The sequence below is a fragment of the Microbacterium excoecariae genome, from assembly GCF_011326725.1.
Classification (GTDB): domain Bacteria; phylum Actinomycetota; class Actinomycetes; order Actinomycetales; family Microbacteriaceae; genus Microbacterium; species Microbacterium excoecariae.
The window spans coordinates 1,184,441-1,208,072 of sequence record NZ_JAANCO010000001.1; the positions used below are offsets into that span (position 1 = coordinate 1,184,441).

Below are 23,632 nucleotides of genomic sequence, written 5' to 3' on the forward strand. Positions count from 1 at the left end.
TCAGGATGACTGGTCGTGCACCCACCCGCAAGGGAACGCACGGCTCGACGGAGAGAACATGGCGCACCGACCCCGCACGCACGTCACGATGGCGCGCGAGACGTACGATCTCCTCTTCGACGACGCCCGGCGCGCGCGGCTCGGCCGCATCGCCTGGGCGAGGCAGCCGGTGTTCCTCCCGGATCTTCGCGACCCCGCGGCGGCGGCGTGTCTCGCCGAGGTGGAGACGCTCGTCACCTCGTGGGGTGCCGCCGCCCTCGACGCCGAGGTCCTCGACCTCATGCCGCGGCTGCGCGCCGTTTTTCACGCGGCCGGGACGGTGCGCGATATCGCGACCCCCGCGCTGTGGGAGCGCGGCATCGTCGTGACCACGGCCGCCGATCACAACGCGATTCCGGTCGCCGAATACACCTTCGCCGCGATCATCCTCGCCACAAAACGCGCGTTCTTTCACGTCCGGCGGGCGAGCCACGGGCCCGAGAGCTGGCGCGCCCACGCCGGGCGCGCGGGATACGGCGCGCTGGGGCGCACCATCGGCGTCGTCGGGTTCTCGAGGACCGGACGCCGCGTCGTCGAGCGGCTTCGTCAGCTCGAGGGCGCCCGAATCCTCGTGGCCGATCCGTTCGCGGACGCGGACGCCGTGCGCGCCGCGGGAGCGGAGCTGGTGACCCTCGCGGACCTTCTCCCGTCGGTCGACGTCCTGACGTTGCACGCGCCCGAGCTCCCCTCCACGCGGCACATGATCGGGGCGCGCGAGCTCGCGGCGTTGCCGGACGGTGCCGTGTTGATCAACACCGCGCGGGGGGCGCTCGTCGACCACGACGCGCTCGCCCGCGCCTGTGCCGCGGGCCGCATCGACGCGGTGCTGGACGTCACCGATCCCGAGCCGCTGCCGACCTCGTCGCCCCTCCTCGCGCTCGACAACGTCGCGGTCACGCCTCACCTGGCGGGGTCGCTCGGCGGCGAGACGCGGCGACTCGCCGACGCCGCGCTCGACGAGCTGGAGGCGTACGCGGCGGGCCTGCCGCCGCGGCACCCCGTCCGGGCATCCGACATGGCGGTGGGAGCATGAGCCGCATCGCCCTGCCCGCGCCCGACGCCGCGCGCGCCCCCCACACCGGATGGGGGCGGGAGCACCTGCTGCGCGTCGCCGACGCGATCCTCGCGGGCGCGTCCCGTCACGCGAGCCCGTCGGGGGCCCTCGTGCGCTACCCCGGTGCGCCCGGCGGGTACGGCGCGCGCGTTGACGCGCTCGAGGGCTTCGCGCGGACGTTCCTCCTCGCGGCGTTTCGCATCGCGGGCGATCCGGCGGGCACGGCGCCCCTCGCGGAGCGGTACGCGCGGGGCATCGCGGCGGGAGTCGACCCGTCCCACGCCGAGCGCTGGCCCCGCCCGGACGAGGTGGACCAGGCCAAGGTCGAGTCCGCCGCGCTCGCGCTCGGATTGCACCTGACGCGCGAGCAGGTATGGGCGCGGCTGGGCGACGTCGACCGCTCCCGCGTCATCGACTATCTCGCCGGGTTCGTGGGCGGGTCGTACCCGCCGAACAACTGGGCGTGGTTTCGCATCGTCGTGGAGACCTTCCTCGCCAGCGTGGGTGGCCCGCACCGCGCCGCCGACCTCGAGCAGGATCTGGCGCTCCTCGACAGCTTCGAGCTCGAGGGGGGCTGGTCGAGCGACGGGGCCGGCCGCGCCTTCGATCACTACTGCGGGTGGGCGCTGCCGTTCTATCCGGTCCTGTGGGCCGACATGGTCGGCGATGATCCGCGCCTCGCACCCCGCCTCACCCGCGCCCGCGATCGCCTCGACGACTACCTCGACGACGCGCTTCACCTCATCGGATCCGACGGCGCGCCGCTCATCCAGGGCCGTAGCCTCACCTACCGGTTCGCGACCGCGGGCGCCGCGTGGGCGGCGGTCTATGGCGGATCCACGCGCCACGACCTCGGCGCGCTGCGCCGGGCAGCGGTGGGCCAGGTGGCGCACTTCGTGGAACACGACGCCCCGGGCGCGGACGGCGTCCTCGCGCTCGGGTGGCACGGCCCGTGGCGTGCCCTGGCGCAGAACTATTCGGGCCCCGGGTCCCCGTACTGGGCCGCAAAGGGCCTCCTCGGCATCGCCCTCGCCGCGGACCACCCCGTGTGGTCGGCCACCGAACAGCCGCTTCCGGTCGAGCGCGGGCCGTTCGCGCGGGTGCTCCATGCGCCCGGATGGCTCGCGACGGGGACGCCCGACGGCGTCGTGCGCGTGACCAACCACGGCACCGACCACCGCGAGGCGGGCGATCGACACGCGGACGGTCCGCTCTATGCGCGCCTGGCGTACTCGACCGCGACCTCGCCGGTCCTCGCCGGCCCGATGGCGCGGGACCCGCGGGACGCGCACGCCGGGCTCGTGCGCGGCGGATCCCCCAGCCACCGCTCGGGGTTCGTGCGGGGCGCGCTCGCCGACCTCGGTGACCAGACGCTCCTCGGCGGATCCACGGCGCGGGCTCACTGGGCAGAGCAGCTCGCCGGCGACCCCGATCACGGCAGCGGCGACCGCATCCTGCGCGCCGTCACGGGCGCTCTCGTCGACACGGTTTCGGTCGTACGCGGGGCGTGGGAGGTGCGGTTTTCGCGGATCCGCGACGACAACGGCGACCATGACGGCGTGCTGTGGCTGGGCGGATGGCCGCTCTCCGCGGCCCGGCCCGGCACCGACGCGGGCAGCGCTTTGTCGGCGCGCCTGGCGAGCCGCGCGCTCGCGCTCACGCCCGGACGCGCGGGCGTCGCGGACGCTGGGGACGCGGGCCCGCTGGCGGGCGACACGTCGATTCCGCACGTGGTCGCCCCCGCCTCGGGCGAGTGGTCCGGCGCGGCCTTCGCGCTGGGGGAGCCGGACTCCGTCGCCCGTGCGCCCGCCCTCGCGCGGCACGACTCCTCCTGGCGTATCCACTGGCCAGACGGCCCTCCCACCGACCTCGACCCGTCCTCCGCCGTCCCGGCGGGCGACGCCCTCCGACCCCTTCAGTAGCACCCCACCCACCCCACGAAAGGACACGCGATGAAGCGTTCCCTCCCCTTCGGCGCAGCGCTGGTCGCCAGCGGCGCGATTGTTCTCGTCGGCTGCTCCGGATCCTCCGGCGCCGCCGGCGGCGACCCCGACACCCTCACGGTGTCCGGCTGGAGCGTGTCGACGACGCCCGAGTTCCAGCTCCTCGCCGATGGCTTCGAGGCCGCGCACGAGGGCGTGACGGTCGAGATCGTCGACTACGACCCGACCGAGTACAACACGCTCCTCACCGCGGACCTCGCGGCCGGCACGGGCCCCGACATCGTCACCCAAAAGGAGGTGAAATTCGTCACGACCTTCCAGGAGGGCGGGCAGCTGGCGGACGTCTCCGACGTCGAGCTGCCGGACGGCATCGGCGGGGCGGACTCGTACGTCATCGACGGCGCCGCTTACGCGACCCCGTACCGCCAGGACTCCTGGGTGCTGTACTACAACAAGGCGCTCTTTGACGAGGCCGGCCTGGACTACCCCGACGGATCGTGGACCTGGGACGACTACGTCGCCGCGGCCGAGACCCTCTCCGAGGGGACGGACGCGAAGGGGGCCTATCAGCACAGCTGGCAGTCGGTCGTGCAGGGCTTTGCGAACGCGCAGTCCGGCGCCGACATCCTCGCGGGCGACTACGACTACCTCGCGCCGTTCTACGAACGCGCGCTGGCGCTGCAGGACGCGGGCGCGCAGGAGTCGTTCAACACGGTGTCCGCGAACCAGCTCACTTACCAGGGCGAGTTCGGGACCCAGCGCGCGGCGATGATGCCGATGGGCACCTGGTACGTCGCGACGCTCGTCGCGCAGCAGGCGTCCGGCGAGGCCGACGACTTCGACTGGGGCATTGCGCCGATTCCGCAGGCCGACGAGGCGAGGACGGGCATCGACCAGACTCCGGTGACGTTCGGGGACCCGACCGGGTTCGGCGTCAACGCCAACATCTCCGAGGACAAGCAGGAGCTCGCCAAGGAGTTCCTCGCGTACGCGGCGAGCGAGGACGCCGCGGTCGCGCTCGCGGGGATCGGCATCACGCCGGCCGCCCTCGGCGACGCCGCCGTCGACGCGTACTTCGCGGCGGACGGGGCGCCGCAGGACGACCTGTCCCGGTTCGCCGTGCAGACGCACGAGACCCTGCCGGAGAACCCCACGTCGAGCGAGACGGCCGCGGTGCAGAACATCCTGAACGACCTGCACACCGCCGTCCTGTCCGGATCCGCCGACATCGATCAGGCGATCGCCGAGGCGGAAGAACGCGTCGCCTCCGAGGTCGGCGGCGAGTGAGCTGACCGGGCCGGCGGCGCGAGCCGCCGGCCCGGGACGACGTCAAGGAGACTCATGACATCTGCGCCCGCCCCCGCGCTTCCGACGCCGAACCGGCGCCGCGCGTCGCGCCTGCGTCGCCGCAACACCCTGCTCGGGTGGAGCTTCATCCTGCCGAACTTCGCGGGATTCGCGCTTCTCACCCTCGTGCCCGTGATCGTCCTGTTCTACATGTCGCTCACGGACTGGAACATCTTCGGGACCTCCAGCTTCATCGGGCTGGACAATTTCCAGCGGCTGATGTCCGACGGCAGCTTCCGACGTTCCCTCCTGAACACGCTGTACTACACCGCGATGCACGTGCCCCTGACGATCGTGGTCTCTCTGGGCCTCGCGCTGCTCCTGAACAACAAGCTGCGCGGCGTCGCGTTCTTCCGCACGGCGGCGTTCTTCCCCTACATCACGTCGATCGTCGCGATCGCGTTGGTGTGGAACCTGCTGTTCAGCCCGGACTACGGTCCCATCAACGAGGCGCTGCGTTTCGTCGGGATCTCCGAGCCGCCGGGCTGGCTGACGTCGCCGGAGTGGGCCATGCCCGCCGTGGTGATCATCAGCACCTGGCGCGACATGGGGTACTACATGGTGCTCTTCCTCGCGGGGCTGCAGACCGTCCCGCGCGAGCTCCACGAGGCCGCCCGCGTCGACGGCGCGAACGCGGTGCAGCGTTTCGCGAACGTCACCCTGCCGTGCCTGCGTCCCACCATGTTCTTCGTCACCGTGATCCTCACGATCAACTCGCTGAAGATTTTCGACCTGATCCTTGTGCTTACGCAGGGCGGGCCCGGCCAGTCGACGACGGTGCTGAGCCAGTTCATCTACCGCAAGGGCTTCGAGGAGAACGACTTCGGATACGCCTCGGCCGCCTCGGTCGTGTTGTTCGCCCTCTGCCTCGCGGTCACGATCGCGCAGTACGCGTGGAACAAGCGAAGGAGCCTCGCATGACCGAGACGATGACCCTCGTCGCTCCGTCGTCCGCCCGGCGTCCGCGCGCGGCGGGCGGGTCCGGTCCCGTCGCCCGGCGGATCCGGCGCGGGATCCTGTACGCGATCCTGCTCGCGGCGGCCGCGGCGATGCTGACGCCGTTCTTCTGGATGCTCATGAGCTCGCTCAAGAACGCCAACGAGGTCTTTTCGGTGCCCGTCCGGTGGCTCCCGGAGGTCTTCGTGTGGGAGAACTACGTCGAGATCTGGGAGCGCAGCGACATCCTCACGTGGATCCGCAACACGCTCGTGCTCTCCGTGGCCGTGACGGCGCTGCAGGTCCTTACGGGATCCTTCGCGGCCTACGGCTTCAGCCGGATCCGCTTCCCGGGGCGCAACGCGCTGTTCCTGCTCTACGTCGCGACGATCGCCGTGCCCTGGCAGTCCTACATGATCCCGCAGTTCATCATGCTGACGAACGCCGGGGTGGCGAATACCCTGTGGTCGATCATCTTCCTGCAGACGTTCGGGGCCTTCGGCGTGTTTCTCATGAAGCAGTTCTACGAGACGGTCCCCGAAGAGCTGTCTGAGGCGGGGCGGCTCGACGGCCTGAGCGAATACGGCATCTGGTGGCGGATCATGGTCCCGCTGTCCGTGCCCGCGATCGCGAGCCTGTCGCTGCTGACGTTCGTGAACACCTGGAACGACTATCTCGGGCCGTTGATCTACCTGCGCGATCCCAGCCTGTGGACGCTCCAGCTCGGCCTGCAGAACTTCGTCTCGAGCCTGTACGACGTGGATTACGGCGTCCTGTTCGCGGGGCTCGTGATCTCGGTGCTCCCCATCGCCGTCATCTTCCTCCTCGGCCAGCGCTTCTTCGTCGAGGGCATCGCGACGAGCGGGATGAAGGGATGAGGCCGCCGCGCATCGGCCACGACGCCTACGCCACGGCCTTCGGGGCCGCGCACCTCGTGCTCGTGGTCAACGCCCTGTTGGTCGTCGGGTGCGCGCCGCTCGTGGCGGTCCTGGCGACGACGGATCCGTCGCTGTCGTGGCCGGCCATCGCGTGCGCCGCGGCGCTCACGGGCCCGCCCGTGACGGGAGCCTTCGGCGCGTTCCGCGCGCACCGCGACGGCGAGCGCTCGGTGCTCCGGCCGTTCGTGCGCGCGGCGCGGGCCGGCGGGTGGCGCGCGCTCGCGGTGTCGGCCGCCACGAGCGCGACCGTGACGGTCGCCGCGGCCGACGCCGTGCTCATCGCCGGCGAGTCGTGGGCCGTCGCGGTGCTACCGGCGCTGGTCGTCGTCGCCGCGCTCGCGCTCGCGACGGGGGCGATCGCGCTCGCCGCGCTCGCGGAGGCGCCGCGCACGCCGCTCACGCGCCTCGGGGCCGTGTCGGCGGCCGTCGCCGTGCGCCGGTGGCCGTTCTCGCTCGCGACGCTGGCGGTCGCCGGCGCGCAGGCGGCCGTGTTCGTCGCGGCGCCCGCCCTCGCGGTCGGCATCACGGCCTCCGCGTGCCTCTACGTGGCCTGGGCCGGATCGCGCCACGCCCTGACGCCGGTCCTCCGCCCGGAGGAGGTGCCCGCGTGAGCGGGCCGCGCGTCGTCGTCGCCGTGGGCACGGGGCGATACGCGGATCCGTGGCACCCGTTCGGCGAGATCGCGCGGGCGCTCGCCGCGTGGCTCGCGGCGGCGGGCTGCCGCGTCGATGTCCGCGAGGACGTGGACGCCGCGCTCGCGGACCTCGACGGCGCGGATCTCCTGGTCGTCTGCGCGGGCGATCCCTGGCGCGGGGACGAGGCGCGCCGCGGGGCCGACCCGGCGGCGCGCGCGGGCCTCGGCGCGGCGCTGCGGCGGGGGATCGGCGTGCTCGCCGTCCACGCGGCGGTCTCCTCGCTGCGCGACTATCCGGACTGGCGCCGCGCGATCGGCGGCGGGTGGATCGTCGGGCGATCCGGCCATCCTCCGATCGGGGACGCCCGGTTCGTGGTCGCCGAGCCGGGCCATCCCGCGACGGCGGGGATCCGCGAGGTGCGCGCGTACGACGAGCGCTACGCGGGCCTCGACATCGACGCCGGCGCGCGGATCCTCCTCACGAGCGAGGTCGACGGCAGGGCCGAGCCCGCCGCGTGGGCGCTCGATCGGAACCCTGGGCGGTCCGTCGTCTCGACCCTCGGGCACGATGCGCGCGCGATGGAATCCGCCGAGCATCGCCGCTTCCTCGTGAGCGCCGCGCTGTGGGCGGCGGGCGGGGACCCCCGCCACACAGCGTCATGAAACGGCGCCCGGGCGCCCGCGGCGGATTACGGTCGGAGTATGCAGGAATCCCTCGATGCCCTCGCGGGCGACTTCAAGGCCGTCTTCCGCGACCACCCCGCCGCCGTCACGATTATCACGGCGCTCACCCCCGAGGGGCCCGTGGGGCTCACCGCCTCGTCGGTGGCATCCGTCGCGGTCGACCCGACGGCGATCTCCTTCTCCGTGACCCGCGCGACGGGGACGGCGGGCGCGTTGCTTCGTGCCGATGAGCTCCAGGTCCACTTCCTCGCGCCCGAGCACGCGGCGGTCGCGACCCAGTTCTCGTTCACGGGCGGCGAGCGCTTCGCGCCGGGGCAGGGATGGTCCGTTGACGCCGACGGAGCGCCGCGGCTCGCGGGCGCCCGCGCGCGCCTGAACGCGCGGATCCTCGACACGCTGAGCGTCGGCGGATCCGTGCTCGTCGTCGCGCAGGTGACGTCGCTCGAGCGCGATGCGGCGGCGGGTGACGCCCTGCTATACGCCGACCGCCAGTTCTTCTCCCGCGGCGACGCCCGCGCCCTGTAGGCCGCCGCGGCGTCAGTACCCGCTCGGCCGGCGCCCACACAACGCAGTCAATTATCGGCGCCATGGGCGCGGATCCGCGAAGGTTCGTCGGCCGGTGTGCGTTGTGACGGCGTTGTGTGGGAGAGCGGGGCGGATGGCCCGGCGGTCAGAGGCCGTCGCGGCCGGCGATCGTCTCGTCGGCAAGGGCCGTGCCGGCGCTGCCGTAGAGGTGGAAGACGGCGTTTGCCCCGCGCTCGGCCAGCTCGGCCGCGTCGCGGTCGTAGCGGGCCAGAGCCGCGACGCGGCCCGTGAACCCGCTCGCCCGCAGCATGTCGAGCGCGTCCATGTTCGACGTGTGGAACGGCATGGCGAGGATCGCGATCTCGATCCGGTCCGAGCGGCTGACGCGCGTCCAAAAGTCGGAGTCCGTGGCGTCGGCGAGAAGCACGTCGAGGCCGTCCGCGCGGAGGGCCTCCACGCGCGTCGCGTCGTGCTCGATCCCTAGCGCCGCGATGCCGTGCTCGTCGCGCAGGCGCGTGAAGGCCGCGCGCCCCACGCGCCCCATGCCCAGCACGAGCGCCGAGGCGTGCCCGACGTCGATCGGGCGATCCTCGGGGTGCAGGCGCGCGGGATCCTGCGCGGGCATCAGCGTGGCGAGGCGCTCCGCGATCCGCACGCCGCGGGCGTTGACGATGGCGGAGAGAACGAAGCTCGCGGCCACGGCGACGGCCATCACCGTGACCCAGCGCTCGGGTACGAGCCCCGACGCGGCGCCCGTGACCGCGATGATCAGGCCGAACTCGGAGAAGTTGGCCATGGTCAGCGCCGTCAGCCACGAGGTCCGGTGGCGCAGGCGCATCGCCCAGAGCAGGGCCACGTACGCCACCGTCTGCACCGGTAGCAGCACGAGGAGAATTCCCGCCATCGCGAGGTCGGCCCCCGTCGGGACGCCGCTCAGGCCGATGTCGAGGAAGAACGCGACGAGCAAGAGCTCCTTGACGCTGAGGAGCCGGTGCGCGACGTCGCTCGCCACCGGGTGCCCGGCGAGGAGCGCGCCGACGATGAGCGCACCGAGGTCGCCCTTCAGCCCGACCGCCTCGAAGAGCGCGTAGCCCGGCACGAGGGCGAGGACGATGCCGTAGAGCACCTGCAGGTCGGGGGCGTCGATGAGATCCCAAACCCTGCGAAACACCCACGCGAGCGGCACGAGCCCGACGAGCGCGAACGCCCACGGGGACGGCACGTCCCCGCCCGCGATCGTGAGGAAGGCGACGGCGGCGATGTCCTGCATGACGAGAACGCCGACGGCGATGCGGCCGTATGTGGCCGTGATGTCCGACCGATCGTCGAGCACCTTCACGACGAACACCGTGGAGGAAAAGGACAGCCCGAAGCCGATCAGCGCCCACGTGACGGCGTTCGTGCCGTCGAGGAGCGACATGCCGAGCGTCGAGGCGAGGCCGAGCAGGCCCGCTCCCAGCACGGTCGACACGAGCATGTGGGCGCCGTTGGTGAGCCACACCTCCTTGCGCACGAGGGTCCGCACGTCGAGCTTCAGCCCGATCCCGAACAGCAGCAGGGTGACCCCGAGATCCGCGGCCTCGCTGACCAGCGGCAGGTCCTCGATGCCCGCGGCGCCCAGGACGAAGCCCGCGGCGAGGAACCCGACGAGCGGGGGCAGGCGCACGAGGACCGCGCCCAGCCCGAGCGCGAACGCGACCGCCAGGTGGATGGCCGCGGTCGTGGTGAACATATGCGGATTCTAGTGAGGGGGGTAGATCCGCACGTTCCGGCCGGGGCGGGGTTTCCTACGATGGGGGGATGAGTACGCACACCTCCGCCAATCTCACCCGCGAGGAGACGGCCGCGCGCTCGGCCGCGATCCGCCTGCGCGCCGTTCGCGTCGAGCTCGACCTGTCGAACGCGCCGGACGCCGACGCAAGCGGTTTCGCCACGACGACGACCCTGCGATTCGACGCGAGCGAGGAGTCGACGTGGGTGGACTTCCTCGGCGACAGCGTCGATCGCGTGGTGGTCAACGGCGCCGACCACCCCGTCCTCTGGGACGGCGCGCGCGTACGCCTGACCGGGCTCGGCCCCGACAACGAGGTGCGCATCGAGGCGGTGGGTCGATACAGCCGCTCCGGCGAGGGGCTGCACCGCTTTGTGGATCCGGCCGACGGTCAGACCTACCTGTACACGCAGTATGAGCCCGCCGACGCGCGGCGGGTGATGGCGGCCTTCGAACAGCCCGACATGAAGGCGCCGTACACGTTCGTCGTGACGGCCCCGTCGGGCTGGCACGTGCTGTCGAATGGCCGGCCGGTCGTGACGTCGGGAGGCGGGAGCACGCAGACGGTCGAGTTCTCCGAGACCCGCCCGATCTCGTCCTACATCACGGCGGTCGCGGCGGGGCCGTACCACCGGGTGACGGGCGAGTGGACCGGATCCGCGGGGCGGGTCCCGCTCGGCGCGTACTGCCGCGCGTCCCTCGCGGGGGACTTCGACGCCGACGAGATCCTGGAGATCACCCGCCAGGGCCTGGACTTCTTCACCGCCGCGTTCGACATCGACTACCCGTGGGGCAGCTACGACCAGGTGTTCGTGCCGGAGTACAACCTCGGCGCGATGGAGAACCCGGGCCTCGTGACGTTCACGGAGGCGTATGTGTTCCGCGGCGCGGCGACCCAGGCGCAGCACGAGGCGCGCGCGAACACGATCCTCCACGAGATGGCGCACATGTGGTTCGGCGACCTCGTGACGATGCGGTGGTGGGACGACCTGTGGCTGAAGGAGTCGTTCGCGGATTACATGGGGTCCCACGCCTCGGTCGCCGCGACGCGCTTCACCGAGGCCTGGACGTCGTTCGCGAACCGGCGCAAGGCCTGGGCCTACGAGGCCGACCAGCTGCCGACGACGCACCCGATCGTCGCCGACATCCCGGACCTCGAGGCCGCCAAGCTGAACTTCGACGGCATCACCTACGCCAAGGGCGCCTCCGTCCTCAAGCAGCTTGTTGCGTACGTGGGGGAGGAGGGGTTCTTCGCCGCGGCGCACGCCTACTTCGCCGACCACGCCTACGGGAACACGACGCTCGCGGACCTCCTGGCCGCGCTCGAGCGCGCCTCGGGGCGCGACATGGGCGCGTGGGCGGACGCGTGGCTGAAGACGACGGGGGTCTCCACCATCCGCGTCGAGCGGGAGGGCGAAGACGCCTGGCTCGCGGTGGAGGATCCGCGGCCGCACCGCCTGCGCGTCGGGACCTTCGCGTGGGACGCGGACCGGCTGGTCCCCGGAGAGGCGATCGACGTCGACACGGACGCCGCGCGCGCGCCGATCGAGCTGGGGCCCGCCGCCCTCGTGCTTCCGAACGCGGGCGATCTCACCTACGCGAAGGTGCGCCTCGACGGGCCCTCGATTCAGGCGGCCGAGCGCGGCCTGTCGACGATCGAGGACTCGCTCGCGCGCGGCCTGGTCTGGTCGGCGCTGTGGAACGCCACGCGGGATGGCGAGTACGCGGCGGCGGCCTACCTCGACGTCGTCCGCCGGCACGCCCCGCGGGAGGACAACCCGGCCCTGCTCGCCGGCGCCCTCCAGAACGCGGCCGCCGCGGTCGAGGACTTCGTCGCCGACGACCGCCGTGACGACGCGCGCGGCGCCTGGCTCGAGACGACGTGGGACGCGCTCTGGGGCGCGGCGCCCGGAAGCGACGCGCAGCTCGCGTGGGCCCGCGCGTTCGGCCGCGCGGCCGCCTACGACGATGCCCGCGCGTCCGAGGTGCGGGCGCTGCTGTCCGGCGACACCCCCGCGCCGAGCGATCTCGCGCTCGACGCCGACCTGCGCTGGATCCTCCTCCAGGCCCTCGCGGCGACCGGGCACGCCGGCGAGGAGGAGATCGCGCGCGAGCTCGAGCGCGACGACACGATGTCGGGGCACACGGCGGCGCGCCGGGCGCGCGCCTCGCGACCCGAGGAGCCGGTGCGCCGCGCCGGCTGGGACGCCGCGTGGGAGGACCAGACCCTGACCAACGACGCCCTTGCCGCGACGATCGCGGGGGTGCGGTCCGGCGGCCGCCGCGACCTCGTCGCGCACCTCGATGCCGACTACTTCGCGCGGATCCGCCCCGTCTGGGAGTCGCGGTCGATCGAGATTGCCCGGAGGCTCGTGCGCGGGCTGTTCCCGCACGCGGAGACGCTCGAGGCGGTCGACGGGTGGCTGGAGGACAACGCCGACGCGCCGGGCGCGCTCGTCCGTCTCGTGCGCGAGGAGCGCGACCACCTCGCGCGCTCGCTGTTCGTGCGCTCGGTGCAGTGAGCGCCGCGGCCCGCCCGGGATCAGCCCGCGGCGGGCCACCACCGCGGCATGTTCGCGACGATCCGATCGGCGAAGGCGGCCGCGTGGGCGTCGTCGAGGCTCGCCCAGAGCTCGATCGCGCTGACGACGCCGCCGGCGATCACCGCCGCCTCGACGCGGGTGTCCGCGGGAAGGTCGATCCCGCCGTGGCGCATATTCTCGATCGCGATTTCCGCGCGCCGCACGAGGTGCTCGCGTAGGCGCTTGCGAAAGCCGAGGGACACGGCGGAGTCGAGAAGGGCGCGGATCGCGCCGCGCTCGCGGGCGACGGCGGTGAGGATCGCCACGGTGCCGTCCGCGTAGACGCGCGAAAGCTCGGCGAGCGACGTTCCGGGCGCGACGTCGATGGCGCTCACCTCGTCGAGCATCGAGGCGAACACGGCGGCCGCGAGATCGCCGACGCTCGCGTAGTGGCCGTAGAAGGTGGTGCGGTGTACCCCCGCCTCGCGGCACAGCTCGGCGACGCCGATGCTCGCGAGATCCTCGCGCGAGAGCAGCCGCACGAGCGCGTCCGCCAGTCGCGCCCGCGTGCGCACGGCGCGCGGGTCGTCGGATCCCTGGGACGCGGAAATGCTCATCCTGACAGTGTGCCTCACCGGTGCGCCGCCGCGGATCTGCGCCGCTTCGGAGCGCGACCTCAGGCGACGTCCCGGCGAGGAGAGGAGAATGGGAGGCCTATGCTTCCGAGGCTTCTCGCCGATGTGCCGCCCTCCGGGTGGGCCATCGTCGTGTTCGCGGCCGTGCGCGCCGCCGCGCTGTCCGCGTGCGCGCTCGCCGTCGGCGCGGGCGTGGATGCGCTCGCGGCCGGGGCCGACCCGCTCGCGTGGTGGGTCGCCTCCCTCGGCGCGCTGGTCGTGGCGGCGTGCGCGGCGGCCGCTGAGGCGTTGGTACCGGCGCGCGCCCGCCCCGCGATCGAGGCGGAGTGGCGCGCAAGGGTTGCGCGACGCGCGCTGGCGGATCCGCTCGACGGCGCAGAACCCGCCGGCGAGCGCGTCGACCGCGCGACCGGGGAGGTCGAGCGATTCGCGCACTACCGGGCCGACTTCCTCGGACCGCTCGTCGCGGGGGCGGTCGTGCCCGCCGTCGTGCTCACGGTCCTCGGAATCGGCGTCTCGTGGCCGCTCGCGGGCGGTCTCGCGGTCCTCGTCGCCCTGGCGCCGCTCCTCATCGCGGGCTTTCTCGCGCGGTTCCGGGCCTCGAGCGGTCGGTACCGCCGCGTCGCGGCGGGGCTGGCGGGCCTCTTCCTCGAGTCGATGCGCGCGCGGCAGACCCTGCGGCTGCTCGACGCCACGGCGGAGCGCCGTGCGGCGCTCGTGCGGCGCTCCGCCGCCCTGCGCGGCGAGGTCATGGCGCTGCTGCGCCGCAATCAGCTCGTCATCCTCGTGACCGACGCGATCTTCGGCGTGCTTGCGCTGTCCGCCGTCGGATGCGCGGGCGCGTGGGGCGTGGGCTCGGGCGCCCTCTCGCTCGGCCAGGCCGCGGCCCTCCTCGTCATCGCGGGCCTGCTGCGCGAACCGGTCGACCGCCTCGGCCGCTCGTTCTACGTGGGGCTCGCGGGTCGCGCGGCGGGGGAGCGGATCCGCGCTGCCCTCGCGGCATCGCCAGGTTCCGCGGGAGAGCCCGCGCCGCGGGCGGATGTCGCGCTCCGCGCGGATGCCGGCGCCGTGGACGGCGCGCCCGCGTCGGACGCGCTCCTCACGCTCTCGGGCGCCGTCGTCGAGCGCGAGGGCGTGCGGGTGATCGACCAGGCGGAGCTCGCGATTCCCGCGCGAGGGCTCACGGCGCTCGTGGGCGAGTCCGGGGCCGGAAAGTCCACGCTGGCGCTGGCGCTCGCCGGCCTCGTCCCGTCCCGGGGGATCCGGCTCGGCAGCGAGCAGGCGTCCGAGGACGGGCTGCGCGCCTCGGTCGCGTACATTCCCCAGCGCCCGGTGCTCGTCCTCGGCACCGTGCGCGACAACCTCCTGCTCGCCCAGCCGGGCGCCGGCGACGGGCGGATGCGGGCCGCGCTCGCCGCGGCGGGACTCGCCGCGAGCGAGCTCCCCGACGGCCTCGGCACGCCCGTCGGAGAGCACGCGCGCGGCGTCTCGGGCGGACAGGCGCAGCGCATCGCGATCGCGCGGGCCGTGCTGACGGAGCGCCCGGTCCTCATCGCCGACGAGCCGACGGCCCACCTGGATCCGGCGGCCTCGCGCGCCGTCATCGACACGCTCGTCCGCCTCGCCGGCGACCGCGCCGTGGTCCTCGTGACGCATCGGCCCGACGAGGCGCAGCGGGCGGATCGCGTCGCACGCGTCGCGGGCGGCCGCATCGCGGCGGTCGCGGGGACCGAGGAGCGCGCATGATGCGCCGGCTCCTGCGCCTGGCCGCGCCGGTTTGGCCGCTCTTGGCGGGCTCGTTCCTCGCGCGCGCCGCCTCCCTCCTCGCGGGCACGGCGATGCTCGTCGTGCCGGCCGCCGCGATGGTGGCGGCCGCGGGCGCCGGCGGATGGCCCCTCGCCGCGCTCCTCGGGATCCTCGTCGCGATCGCGCTCGTGCAGGGGGCGACCCGGTATCTGGAGCATTACCTGGGGCACCGCGCGGCGTTCGGGCTCCTTGCCCGGATGCGGGTGGACGTGTTCGACGCCGTCGCGCCGCTCTCGGCGGACGACGAGGCGGCGTCCGCCGACGTCACGACGGTCGCGACGCGCGATATCGACCGGATCGAGGTGTTCTTCGCGCACACCCTCGTTCCGGCCGCGACGGCCGTCCTCGTCCCCGCCCTCGTCGTCGCCGGGATCGCCGGGACCGCGGGCGGCCCGGCCGCGGCCGTCGCCGGGGCCGCGTACGCCCTCGGCGCCCTCGTCGTGCCGTTCCTCGGCGCACGGCGGACGGCCCGCGCGGCGCGGGCCGAGGCGGCCGTGCGCGCGCGGATCGCGGACCACCTCGCGGCGGATGCCGACGCGGCCGTCGATCTCCGCACGCTGGGGGGCGAGGAGGCGCGCATGGCGCGCCTCGCCGGGCTCGAGGAGGAGCTCGCGCGAGCGGCGCGAGCATCGGGGCGGGCGAGCGCCCTGCGCGCGGGCCTCGGCCTCGCGTGGCCGTTCGCGGCGGCGATCGGGATCCTCGCCCTCGCGACCCCTCCGACGCTCGGCCCCCACCTTGTGGCGGCGGTGGCGGTGCTCGGGTCGGCCCCGGCGGCGGGCGCGCTCGCGGGCCTCGCGCGGTCGCTGCCGGCCGCGTTGGCCTCCGCGCGGCGATACCTCGCGGTGATCGACCGCACCCCCTCGGTAGCCGATCCCGCGCGGGCCGCGGCGATCCCGTCGGGTCCGCTCGGGCTCCGGGTGGAGGGCGCGAGCGTCGCGCCGCCGGGCGGAACCCGCCTGCTCGAACCCACGGACCTCGACGTCGCGGCCGGCGACGCGGTCGCGATCGTCGGGCCCTCCGGCGCCGGGAAGTCGACGCTCGTCTCCCTCGTCGTGCGGCGGCGCGATCCCTCCGTCGGGCGCGTGCTCCTCGTGGGAGGCGGACGATCGGTCGACGTGCGCGACGTGGCGCTGGCCAACCTTCGTGCCGCGGTGACGCTCGTCGAGCAGCGCCCGGTGTTCGTGGCGGGGTCCGTCCTGGACAACCTGCGGCTCGGGAATTCCGCGCTCACCGAGGCCGAGGCGTGGCGGGCGCTCGAGGACGCCGCGCTCGCGGGGGACATCCGCGCGCACGCCGAGGGCCTCGCCGCGCGCCTCGGGGAGGACGCCCTGAACCTCTCGGGCGGTCAGCGCCAGCGGCTCGCCATCGCCCGCGCGCTCGCCCGCCGACCGCGAATCCTCGTCCTCGACGAGTCCACGAGTCACCAGGATTCCGAGACGCAGCGCGCCGTCCAGGAGGGCATCGCGCGCCGAGGCGACACGACGCTCGTCCTCATCGCGCACCGGGCGGAGGCGATCCGGGGCGTCGCGCACGTCGTCGAGCTCCCCGCCCGCGCGGATCTCACAGGGCACCCGGAGCACGAGGCGCCGTGTCGTTTCCGATCGTGACGCGCGCGCCGCGTACTCTCGTGGGGTCATGATCCGGTTCGAGAACGTCACCAAGCGATACCGCGGCACCTCCCGTCCGGCGCTGGACAGCGTCGATTTCGAGGTCGAGCGCGGCGAGTTCGTCTTCCTCGTGGGCGCCTCCGGCTCCGGGAAGTCGTCGTGCCTTCGCCTCATGCTGCGCGAGGGCGTGCCGAGCGCCGGGCGCGTGCTGGTGCTCGGGCGCGACACCGCCCGCCTGAGCGACCGCCGCACCCCCTACTTCCGGCGCAACATCGGATCCGTGTTCCAGGACTTCCGGCTCCTGCCGTCGAAGACCGTCGCGCAGAACATCGCGTTCGCGCTCCAGGTCATCGGGCGCTCGCGTAGCTTCGTGCGCAGCGCCGTGCCCGAGGCACTCGAGCGGGTCGGGCTCGCAGGCATGGGCGGCCGGATGCCGCACGAGCTCTCGGGCGGAGAACAGCAGCGCGTCGCGATCGCGCGGGCCATCGTGAACCGGCCGCAGATCGTGCTGGCGGACGAGCCCACCGGAAACCTCGACCCGGCGACGTCCGTGGAGATCATGCGCGTGCTCGAGGCGATCAACGCGGCGGGAACGACGGTCGTCATGGCCACGCACGAGGCCGTCGTTGTCGACAAGATGCAGCGCCGCGTGATCGAGCTCTCGCAGGGCCAGCTCCGGCGCGACGAGCGCCGCGGCTCCTACGGCGACACGTCCGTCATCAGCATGCTGCGCCCCGAGGCCGAGAAGGGCGCATCGGCGCTCGCGGCACTGACCGCCGCGCTCGAACTCCAGCGCGAGGTGTCCGCGACTCCCGCCGCCTCGGCTGACCCCGGCCCGGAGACGGGCATGGCGGACCCGCCCGAGGCGACCGAGGCGGATCCGGCGCCGCTGGCCGCCGAGGAGCCGCCGCGGACGACATCGATTCCGCACGTCGCGGTCGACGTGGACGAGCTCGGGATGGCCGACAAGCTCGGCCTGCGCGACGGCGACGACAACGAAGTGGGGCCGACCTCATGAACCCCTCGCTGATCCTCTCCGAGGCGTTCCAGGGCCTGCGCCGGAACGCGTCGATGGTGGTATCCGTCGTCCTCGTGACCTTCGTCTCGCTCACCTTCGTCGGCGCGGCCGTGCTCATGCAGGCGCAGATCGCCAAGACGAACGACTACTTCACCGATCGCGCCCAGGTCGACGTCTACATGTGCTCGTCGATCTCGACCGTCGACACCTGCGTCGACGGCGTCGCGACGGACGAGCAGATCGACGAGGTCCGCGGCCGCCTCGAGGGGTCGACGCTGGCGCCGATGATCGAGAGCGTCGAGTTCGAGTCGCAGCAGGAGGCACACGACGCGCTCGTCGAGACCTTCGACGAGGACCTCGCGGGCCTCCTGACAGTCGACCAGACGAGCGCCGTCTTCCACATCAACCTCGTCAACCCCGACGAGACCGCCGTCATCCGCGAGTCCTTCGCCGGCGAGCAGGGGGTCGAGGAGGTCGCCGATCAGCTGGAGTACCTGGATCCGCTGTTCGCCACGCTCACGATCGCGACGTACATCGCGGTCGGCATCGCCGTGCTCATGCTCGTCTCGGCCGTCCTGCTGATCTCGACGACGATCCGGCTGTCCGCGTTCGCGCGGCGGCGCGAGGTGGGGATCATGCGCCTGGTCGGGGCCTCCAACGGCACCATCCAGACGCCGTTCGTGCTGGAGGGCGTGCTCGCGGCGTTCCTCGGTGCGGCGCTCGCGAGCGCCACGGTTTTGGTCGCTGTGCGATTCGGGGTGCAGGAGTACCTCGCCCGCGAGGCGGGCGCCATCCCGTGGATCGACCTCGCGGACGCGTGGTTCGTCGTCCCGATCGTCGTGGGCCTCGGCGTCGTGCTCGCCGCGCTGTCGGCCGGCGTGGCGATCCGCCGCTGGTTGCGCGAATAGGCACCCGGCCGCGCCGTGCCATAGGATAGAAGGCTGTTCACAGGCCGCACATCGAGGGGACGAGCGCATGCCACGCGAAAAGGGCGAGAAGGTCGTCGCGCTGAACCGTCGCGCGCGCCACGAGTACACGATCGAGAAGACCTACGAGGCGGGCATCGTCCTGACCGGCACCGAGGTCAAGTCCCTCCGCGCGGGGCACGCGAACCTCACGGACGGCTACGCATTCGTCGACAAGGGCGAGGCCTGGCTCGACCAGGTGAACATCCCGCAGTACTCGCAGGGCACGTGGACGAACCACGCGGCCAAGCGGCAGCGCAAGCTCCTGCTGCACAAGGACGAGATCACGAAGATCGGCCAGAAGGTCGCCGTGGGCGGCTACACCCTGGTCCCGCTCAAGCTGTACTTCGTGGACGGCAGGGCCAAGGTCGAGATCGGCGTCGCGAAGGGCAAGACCCAGTTCGACAAGCGCCAGACGCTGCGCGAGCGCCAGGATAAGCGCGAGGCCGAACGAGCCATGCGGACCCGCAACCGCCTCGGCGACTAGGAGCGTTCCGCTCGGCGATCCACAGGCACAAATGCCACCCCGCGCCGCGTCGCTAGCGTGGCGCGCATGGAACCCGCCCTCCTCGCCGGCGCCGTGCAGGTCGCCTTCTTCGGTGTGGGTGCCGTTCTCGCGCACATCGACATCCAGCACCACCGGTTGCCCAACGCGATCGTGGCGCCGCTCGCGGCGGGACTCGTGGCCGCGGCCGCGGCGGGAGCGGCGTGGGCGGGCGACGCGGCGATCCTCGGGCGCGCGGTCGCGGGCGGGCTAGCCCTGGGCGCCGCCTACCTCGGGCTCCGCGCCGCCTCGCGCGGCGGGGTCGGCGGCGGCGACGTGAAGTTCGCGGTTCCCGTCGGCATCCTGCTCGCGTGGGAGGGCTGGGCCGCGCTCGTCCTCGGCGGCGCCCTCGCGTTCGTGATCGCGGGCGCGTGGGCCGGGCTGTTGCTCCTCACGCGGCGGGCCGGTCGCGAGGAGCGCGTTCCGTTCGGACCGAGCATGATCCTCGGCGCCGCCGCGGGCCTGATCGCGACCTGACCGCGCACGCGATAGCGTGGCGGCCATGGCCAAGATCTGGAATGCGGTGACGGAAGCGATCGCGTGGGTCCTGCGTCTGCGCATCGTGCGAGCCGTGCTCATGTACAACGACCACCGGGGCGGCCTCCTCGCCGCCGCGATCACGTTCCGTGCGCTGTTCGCGGTGTTCGCGGCGGTCCTCCTGGGCTTCTCGCTCGCCTCGCTGTGGCTGTCCTCCCGCAGCGACCTGTGGGACGCGCTCGTCGAGTCGGTGTCCCAGATGGTGCCGGGTCTGTTGAAGACCGACGACACCGACGGCGTGATCGACGTGTCGCAGATCAGCTCCGCCGGATCCGAGGTCACGATCGCCGGAATCGTCGGAACCTTCGCGCTCCTCTGGGCGCTCATCAGTGCCGTCGGAAACCTCCGGATGTCCCTCCGCATGATTGCCGGCACGCGGCACGAGAACGACGCGGCGTGGCTGCTCCGTATCCGCGACCTCTTGTTCGCCCTCTCGATCGGCGTGCTCGTGGTCGCCTCGGCGGTCATCTCGCTCGTCGGCAGCGCCTTCATCGACACCCTGCTGGGGTGGCTGGGGCTCACGGGCGGCGGGCTGAGCGAGTTCTTCACGCGCCTCGGGGTTCTCATCGTGGCATTCCTCATCAACGCCGTGATGATCGCCTGGCTCTTCGTCCTCCTCTCGGGCGTGCGCGCATCCTTCCGCGCCATCGTCCCGGGAGCGCTCATCGGGGGAGTCGGTCTTGTCGTCTTGCAGCAGCTGTCGGGCCTGTTCGTCGGGGGCGCCGACAACAATCCGCTGCTCACGTCGTTCGCCTCGCTTATCGCCCTACTGCTGTGGTTCAACTTCTCGGCGCAGGTCACGCTCATCGCGTCGACCTACATCGTGGTGACGGTGGAGGAGAGCCACAATCGGGTCGGTTCGCGCTACGGCGCGGAGACCCTCAAGCAACGGGCGGTGCGCTCGGCCGAGCGCGAGGTGCGTGTCGCGGAGGAGGCGCTGCAGGTCGCGCGGCACGCCGAGCGAGAAGAACGCGAGCGCACGGCCGAGCGCGAGGAGAAGCTCGCGCACCACGACGCGGCGCGCTGATCCCGCGGGCGCCGGCCGCGGCGTACAGTGAGGCCATGGCAATCGCACGACTGCACCGCGGCCCGCTCGACGGGCAGGTCATTCCCCTGGACGACATCGACGAGACGCGACTGATCGTGCCCTACTCGGCGGGCCAGCTGGTCTATCAGCGCGCCGGCGAGCTGAGCAACACCGGGCCCGACGACGGTCCCACGGAAGCGCAGTTCTGGTACGTGGAAGAGGAGAACGACCTCGTGCCGGACGGCGACGACCGGTGAGTTCTCGCACGATCGAGATCGAGCGAAAGTTCGATGTGGATCCCGGAACGCCCGTCCCGGATTGGTCCACGATTCCCGGGGTCGCCAGTGTCTCGGCGGGGGAGGAGCGACACCTCGACGCCACCTACCTGGACACCCCGAGCGCGGACCTCGCGCGCGCCGGCTACGCGTTGCGCCGCCGCACGGGCGGCCCCGACGCAGGGTGGCACATCAAGGGGCCGCTCGTGGACGGAGGGCGCGTCGAGCTGCACTGGCCGCTCGCCGACGGGGTGCCGCCGGAGGCCCTGGCGGAGCTCGCGACCCTCACGGACGGATCCGATCTCGCTCCGCTGGCGCGCATCGTGAACGACCGCGTCGCGTACGAGCTGCGCGACGCGGACGGCGGCGTTCTCGCCGAATTCGTGGACGACCGAGTCGAGACGACCGACGAGCGCTCGGGGACCCGGCGCGCGTGGTGCGAGTGGGAGATCGAGCTCGGACCCGCCGCTCCCGGCGACCGGGACGCGTTCTTCGCCGAGGTCGAGCGCGTCGCGCTGGCCGCCGGCGCGACGGCGCCCTCGAGCGCCTCGAAGCTCGCCCGCGCCCTCGGAGCCTAGGCGCGCAGAAACGACGGCCGGCCCGGATCGCGAGGATCCGGGCCGGCCGTCGTCTCTGAGGGGGTCGTCACATGTTGATCATGTGACCCGCGAGGCCGTGGAAGCCCTCCTGCAGCGCCTCCGACAGCGTCGGGTGCGTGTGGACGTTACGGGCGGCCTCGAGAGCCGTCAGGTCCCACTTCTGCGCCAGCGTGAGCTCGGGAAGCAGCTCCGAGACGTCCGGGCCGACCATGTGTGCGCCGAGGAGCTCGAGGTGCTCCGCGTCGGCGATGAGCTTGACGAAGCCGACCGGCTCGCCGAGGCCGTTGGCCTTGCCGTTGGCGCTGAAGGGGAACTTCGAGACCGTGATCTCGTGTCCCTCCGCGCGGGCCTGCGCCTCGGTGAGGCCGAAGCTCGCGACCTGCGGCGAGCAGAACGTCGCGCGCGGCATCATGCGGTAGTCGCCCAGCGTCTGCGTCTCGGCCCCCGCGATCGTCTCGGCCGCCACGACGCCCTGCGCCTCGGCGACGTGGGCGAGCTGCAGCTTCGCGGTGACGTCGCCGATCGCGTAGACGCCGTCGACGTTCGTGCGCATGTTGTCGTCGATCGCGATCGCGCCGCGGTCCGTGAGCGCCACGCCCGACTTGTCGAGCCCGTAGCCCTCGATGCGCGGCGCGAAGCCGACGGACATGAGGACCTTGTCTGCGTCGAGCTCACCCGCCGTGCCGTCCTGCTTCTTGTACGTCACGTGCACGCTCTGGCCGTTGTCGTCGGCCGACGTCACGCCCGTCGACGTCAGGATGTCGATGCCGAGCTTCTTGTACTGGCGGGCGATCTCCTTCGAGACGTCCGGGTCCTCGTTCGGGAGCACGCGATCGGCGAACTCGACGATCGTGACCTTCACGCCGTAGTTCGACAGGACGTACGCGAACTCCATGCCGATCGCGCCGGCGCCGACGATGACGATCGAGCGGGGCAGATCGCGGGAGAGGATCTGCTCCTCGTAGCTCACGACGTTCTCGCTGAGCGCGATGCCCGGGAGCGAGCGGACGACGGATCCCGTGGAGATGATCACGTTGTCGGCCGTGATGCGCTCGGTGCCGCCGTCGGATCCGGCGACGTCGATGGTCTTGGCGTCCACGAAGGTGCCGCGACCGGAGTACTCCGTCACCTTGTTCTTCTTCATCAGGAAGTGGATGCCCTTGACGTGCGTCTCCGCGACCTTGCGGCTGCGGTCGAACGCCGCGCCGAAGTCGAAGGAGACCTCGCCGGACATGCCGAAGAAGTCGGCCTTGTGGGTGAAGGTGTGAGCCACCTCCGCGTTCTTGAGGAGGGACTTCGAGGGGATGCACCCCACGTTGAGGCAGACACCGCCCCAGTACTTCTCTTCGATGATCGCGGTGTTCAGTCCGAGCTGGGCGCTGCGAACGGCCGCGACGTAACCGCCGGGGCCCGCGCCGAGGATGACGACGTCGTAGTGAGGCATGGCTCTCAGCCTAATCGGTTGTGGGCAGACCGATCGCGCGACTTACGAGGCGCGGCGCGAGCGGACGATCAGCCAGACGACGAGGGCGATCAGCGCCAGGACCACGACGCCGGCGACGATGGCGATCACGATGCCGGCGCTCGCGTCCTCCTCCGGCGCGGCGGCCTCGGGGGTCGGGCTCTCCGAGAGGGAGGTCGTCGCGGACGGCGTCTCCGACGGCTGGGCGGACTCGGCGGGCGACGTGGTCTCGGACGGCGCGGCCGTTTCCGAGGCCGACGGCGTCGCGGCGGGGGCCCACGCCGAGGTGGCCTCGAACGTGAAGAGCTGGCTGTCGGCGTGACCGTCGCCGTAGAGCACGCGCCAGACGACCGTGTACTCGCCCGCGGGCGCGCCCTCGGGGTCGAGCGCCTGCGTCGCGGTGCGCCCCGACACGACGGGGGCGCCGTCGGCGTAGTCGCGGCAGTCCCGGGTGTCGGCGCGGCCCGGATCCGCGATCAGCAGCCCCGCGTCCTCGCACGTGGCGTCGAAGACGGCGATGTCGGTGGTGCCGTCGCCGGGCGATGCGGGCGGGGTGAGGTCATCGCTGAACGTGAGGGAGACCTCGTCCGGGAGCTCGGACACGACGGACTCGGACGCGGGGCTGGTCTCCTCCAGCGTGGAGTGCGCCGAGGCGGCCGTGGCCGCGGCGAGCGGCGCCAGAAGAGCGGACAGCCCGATCGCGAGGAGAACGGCGGTGCGGGAACGGGGGGTCGAGTGCGTGCGATCAGTCACGCCGATACCGT

At 72.7% G+C, this 23,632-nt stretch carries 22 protein-coding genes; 18 read left to right on the forward strand and 4 right to left on the reverse strand.

All coding sequences use genetic code 11. The features are described from left to right. Positions 1–58 precede the first annotated feature (58 nt). The 8 genes from G8E01_RS05300 to G8E01_RS05335 are packed head-to-tail and all read left to right on the forward strand — an operon-like array spanning position 59 to position 8,100. Complete coding sequence (locus tag G8E01_RS05300; protein WP_166316855.1) at positions 59–1,072, forward strand: hydroxyacid dehydrogenase; 1,014 nt, start codon at positions 59–61, stop codon at positions 1,070–1,072. Then, entirely contained in the window at positions 1,069–3,015 is a 1,947-nt protein-coding gene (locus tag G8E01_RS05305) for a DUF2264 domain-containing protein (RefSeq protein WP_166316857.1), read from the forward strand. Before G8E01_RS05300 ends, G8E01_RS05305 begins: the two co-directional genes overlap by 4 nt. A 30-nt stretch (positions 3,016–3,045) precedes the next feature. Then, entirely contained in the window at positions 3,046–4,323 is a 1,278-nt protein-coding gene (locus G8E01_RS05310) for an ABC transporter substrate-binding protein (protein WP_166316860.1), read from the forward strand. Between the two features lie 54 nt (positions 4,324–4,377). Beyond that, positions 4,378–5,304 (forward strand): carbohydrate ABC transporter permease, encoded by a 927-nt coding sequence (locus tag G8E01_RS05315; RefSeq protein ID WP_166316863.1) that lies wholly within the window; start codon positions 4,378–4,380, stop codon positions 5,302–5,304. Further along, complete coding sequence (locus G8E01_RS05320; RefSeq protein WP_166316866.1) at positions 5,301–6,197, forward strand: carbohydrate ABC transporter permease; 897 nt, start codon at positions 5,301–5,303, stop codon at positions 6,195–6,197. Before G8E01_RS05315 ends, G8E01_RS05320 begins: the two co-directional genes overlap by 4 nt. After that, positions 6,194–6,868 (forward strand): ferredoxin-NADPH reductase, encoded by a 675-nt coding sequence (locus G8E01_RS05325; RefSeq protein WP_166316869.1) that lies wholly within the window; start codon positions 6,194–6,196, stop codon positions 6,866–6,868. The genes G8E01_RS05320 and G8E01_RS05325 overlap by 4 nt, the downstream gene beginning before the upstream one ends. After that, the gene (locus G8E01_RS05330) at positions 6,865–7,554 is read left to right on the forward strand and encodes a ThuA domain-containing protein (protein WP_166316872.1); all 690 of its coding nucleotides are present in this window, start codon (positions 6,865–6,867) and stop codon (positions 7,552–7,554) included. Before G8E01_RS05325 ends, G8E01_RS05330 begins: the two co-directional genes overlap by 4 nt. A gap of 39 nt (positions 7,555–7,593) precedes the next feature. Then, the gene (locus G8E01_RS05335; RefSeq protein ID WP_166316875.1) at positions 7,594–8,100 is read left to right on the forward strand and encodes a flavin reductase family protein; all 507 of its coding nucleotides are present in this window, start codon (positions 7,594–7,596) and stop codon (positions 8,098–8,100) included. 145 nt (positions 8,101–8,245) lie between these two features. On the opposite strand, the gene G8E01_RS05340 is transcribed toward G8E01_RS05335, so the two are convergent. Beyond that, entirely contained in the window at positions 8,246–9,832 is a 1,587-nt protein-coding gene (locus G8E01_RS05340) for a cation:proton antiporter domain-containing protein (RefSeq protein WP_166316878.1), read from the reverse strand. A 68-nt stretch (positions 9,833–9,900) separates the two neighbouring features. Between G8E01_RS05340 and pepN the strand changes: the two genes are divergently transcribed. Further along, the gene (gene pepN / locus G8E01_RS05345) at positions 9,901–12,393 is read left to right on the forward strand and encodes an aminopeptidase N (protein WP_166316881.1); all 2,493 of its coding nucleotides are present in this window, start codon (positions 9,901–9,903) and stop codon (positions 12,391–12,393) included. Between the two features lie 20 nt (positions 12,394–12,413). Here the strand turns inward: pepN and G8E01_RS05350 are convergent, their stop codons facing one another. Next, positions 12,414–13,010: a TetR/AcrR family transcriptional regulator gene (locus tag G8E01_RS05350; RefSeq protein WP_166316884.1), complete on the reverse strand. Its 597-nt coding sequence runs from the start codon at positions 13,008–13,010 to the stop codon at positions 12,414–12,416. Positions 13,011–13,109: 99 nt separating this feature from the next. On the opposite strand from G8E01_RS05350, the gene G8E01_RS05355 reads away from it, so the two are divergent. The 9 genes from G8E01_RS05355 (at position 13,110) to G8E01_RS05395 (ending at position 21,385) form a co-directional block, all read left to right on the forward strand. Beyond that, on the forward strand, positions 13,110–14,774 hold the full coding sequence (locus tag G8E01_RS05355; protein ID WP_166316887.1) for an ATP-binding cassette domain-containing protein: 1,665 nt from the start codon (positions 13,110–13,112) through the stop codon (positions 14,772–14,774). Beyond that, on the forward strand, positions 14,771–16,441 hold the full coding sequence (locus G8E01_RS05360; RefSeq protein WP_166316890.1) for an ATP-binding cassette domain-containing protein: 1,671 nt from the start codon (positions 14,771–14,773) through the stop codon (positions 16,439–16,441). Before G8E01_RS05355 ends, G8E01_RS05360 begins: the two co-directional genes overlap by 4 nt. Positions 16,442–16,469: 28 nt before the next feature. Beyond that, entirely contained in the window at positions 16,470–17,459 is a 990-nt protein-coding gene (ftsE, locus tag G8E01_RS05365; protein ID WP_166316893.1) for a cell division ATP-binding protein FtsE, read from the forward strand. Continuing rightward, a complete protein-coding gene (gene ftsX / locus G8E01_RS05370; protein ID WP_166316896.1) occupies positions 17,456–18,367 on the forward strand; it encodes a permease-like cell division protein FtsX in 912 nt (303 codons plus the stop codon). The genes ftsE and ftsX overlap by 4 nt, the downstream gene beginning before the upstream one ends. Before the next feature lie 67 nt (positions 18,368–18,434). Further along, positions 18,435–18,911 carry an SsrA-binding protein SmpB gene (smpB, locus tag G8E01_RS05375; protein WP_155049058.1) on the forward strand — a complete coding sequence of 159 codons (477 nt, stop codon included), beginning with the start codon at positions 18,435–18,437 and terminating at the stop codon, positions 18,909–18,911. Positions 18,912–18,977: 66 nt separating this feature from the next. Continuing rightward, the gene (locus G8E01_RS05380; protein WP_166316899.1) at positions 18,978–19,445 is read left to right on the forward strand and encodes a prepilin peptidase; all 468 of its coding nucleotides are present in this window, start codon (positions 18,978–18,980) and stop codon (positions 19,443–19,445) included. 25 nt (positions 19,446–19,470) lie between these two features. After that, entirely contained in the window at positions 19,471–20,532 is a 1,062-nt protein-coding gene (locus G8E01_RS05385; protein WP_166316902.1) for a YihY/virulence factor BrkB family protein, read from the forward strand. A 35-nt stretch (positions 20,533–20,567) separates the two neighbouring features. Then, complete coding sequence (locus G8E01_RS05390; protein WP_155049055.1) at positions 20,568–20,789, forward strand: response regulator; 222 nt, start codon at positions 20,568–20,570, stop codon at positions 20,787–20,789. Then, a complete protein-coding gene (locus G8E01_RS05395; RefSeq protein ID WP_166316905.1) occupies positions 20,786–21,385 on the forward strand; it encodes a CYTH domain-containing protein in 600 nt (199 codons plus the stop codon). The genes G8E01_RS05390 and G8E01_RS05395 overlap by 4 nt, the downstream gene beginning before the upstream one ends. 67 nt (positions 21,386–21,452) lie before the next feature. Here the strand turns inward: G8E01_RS05395 and lpdA are convergent, their stop codons facing one another. Continuing rightward, on the reverse strand, positions 21,453–22,850 hold the full coding sequence (gene lpdA, locus G8E01_RS05400) for a dihydrolipoyl dehydrogenase (RefSeq protein ID WP_166316908.1): 1,398 nt from the start codon (positions 22,848–22,850) through the stop codon (positions 21,453–21,455). Between the two features lie 42 nt (positions 22,851–22,892). Continuing rightward, complete coding sequence (locus G8E01_RS05405) at positions 22,893–23,621, reverse strand: copper resistance protein CopC (protein WP_166316911.1); 729 nt, start codon at positions 23,619–23,621, stop codon at positions 22,893–22,895. Positions 23,622–23,632 lie beyond the last annotated feature (11 nt).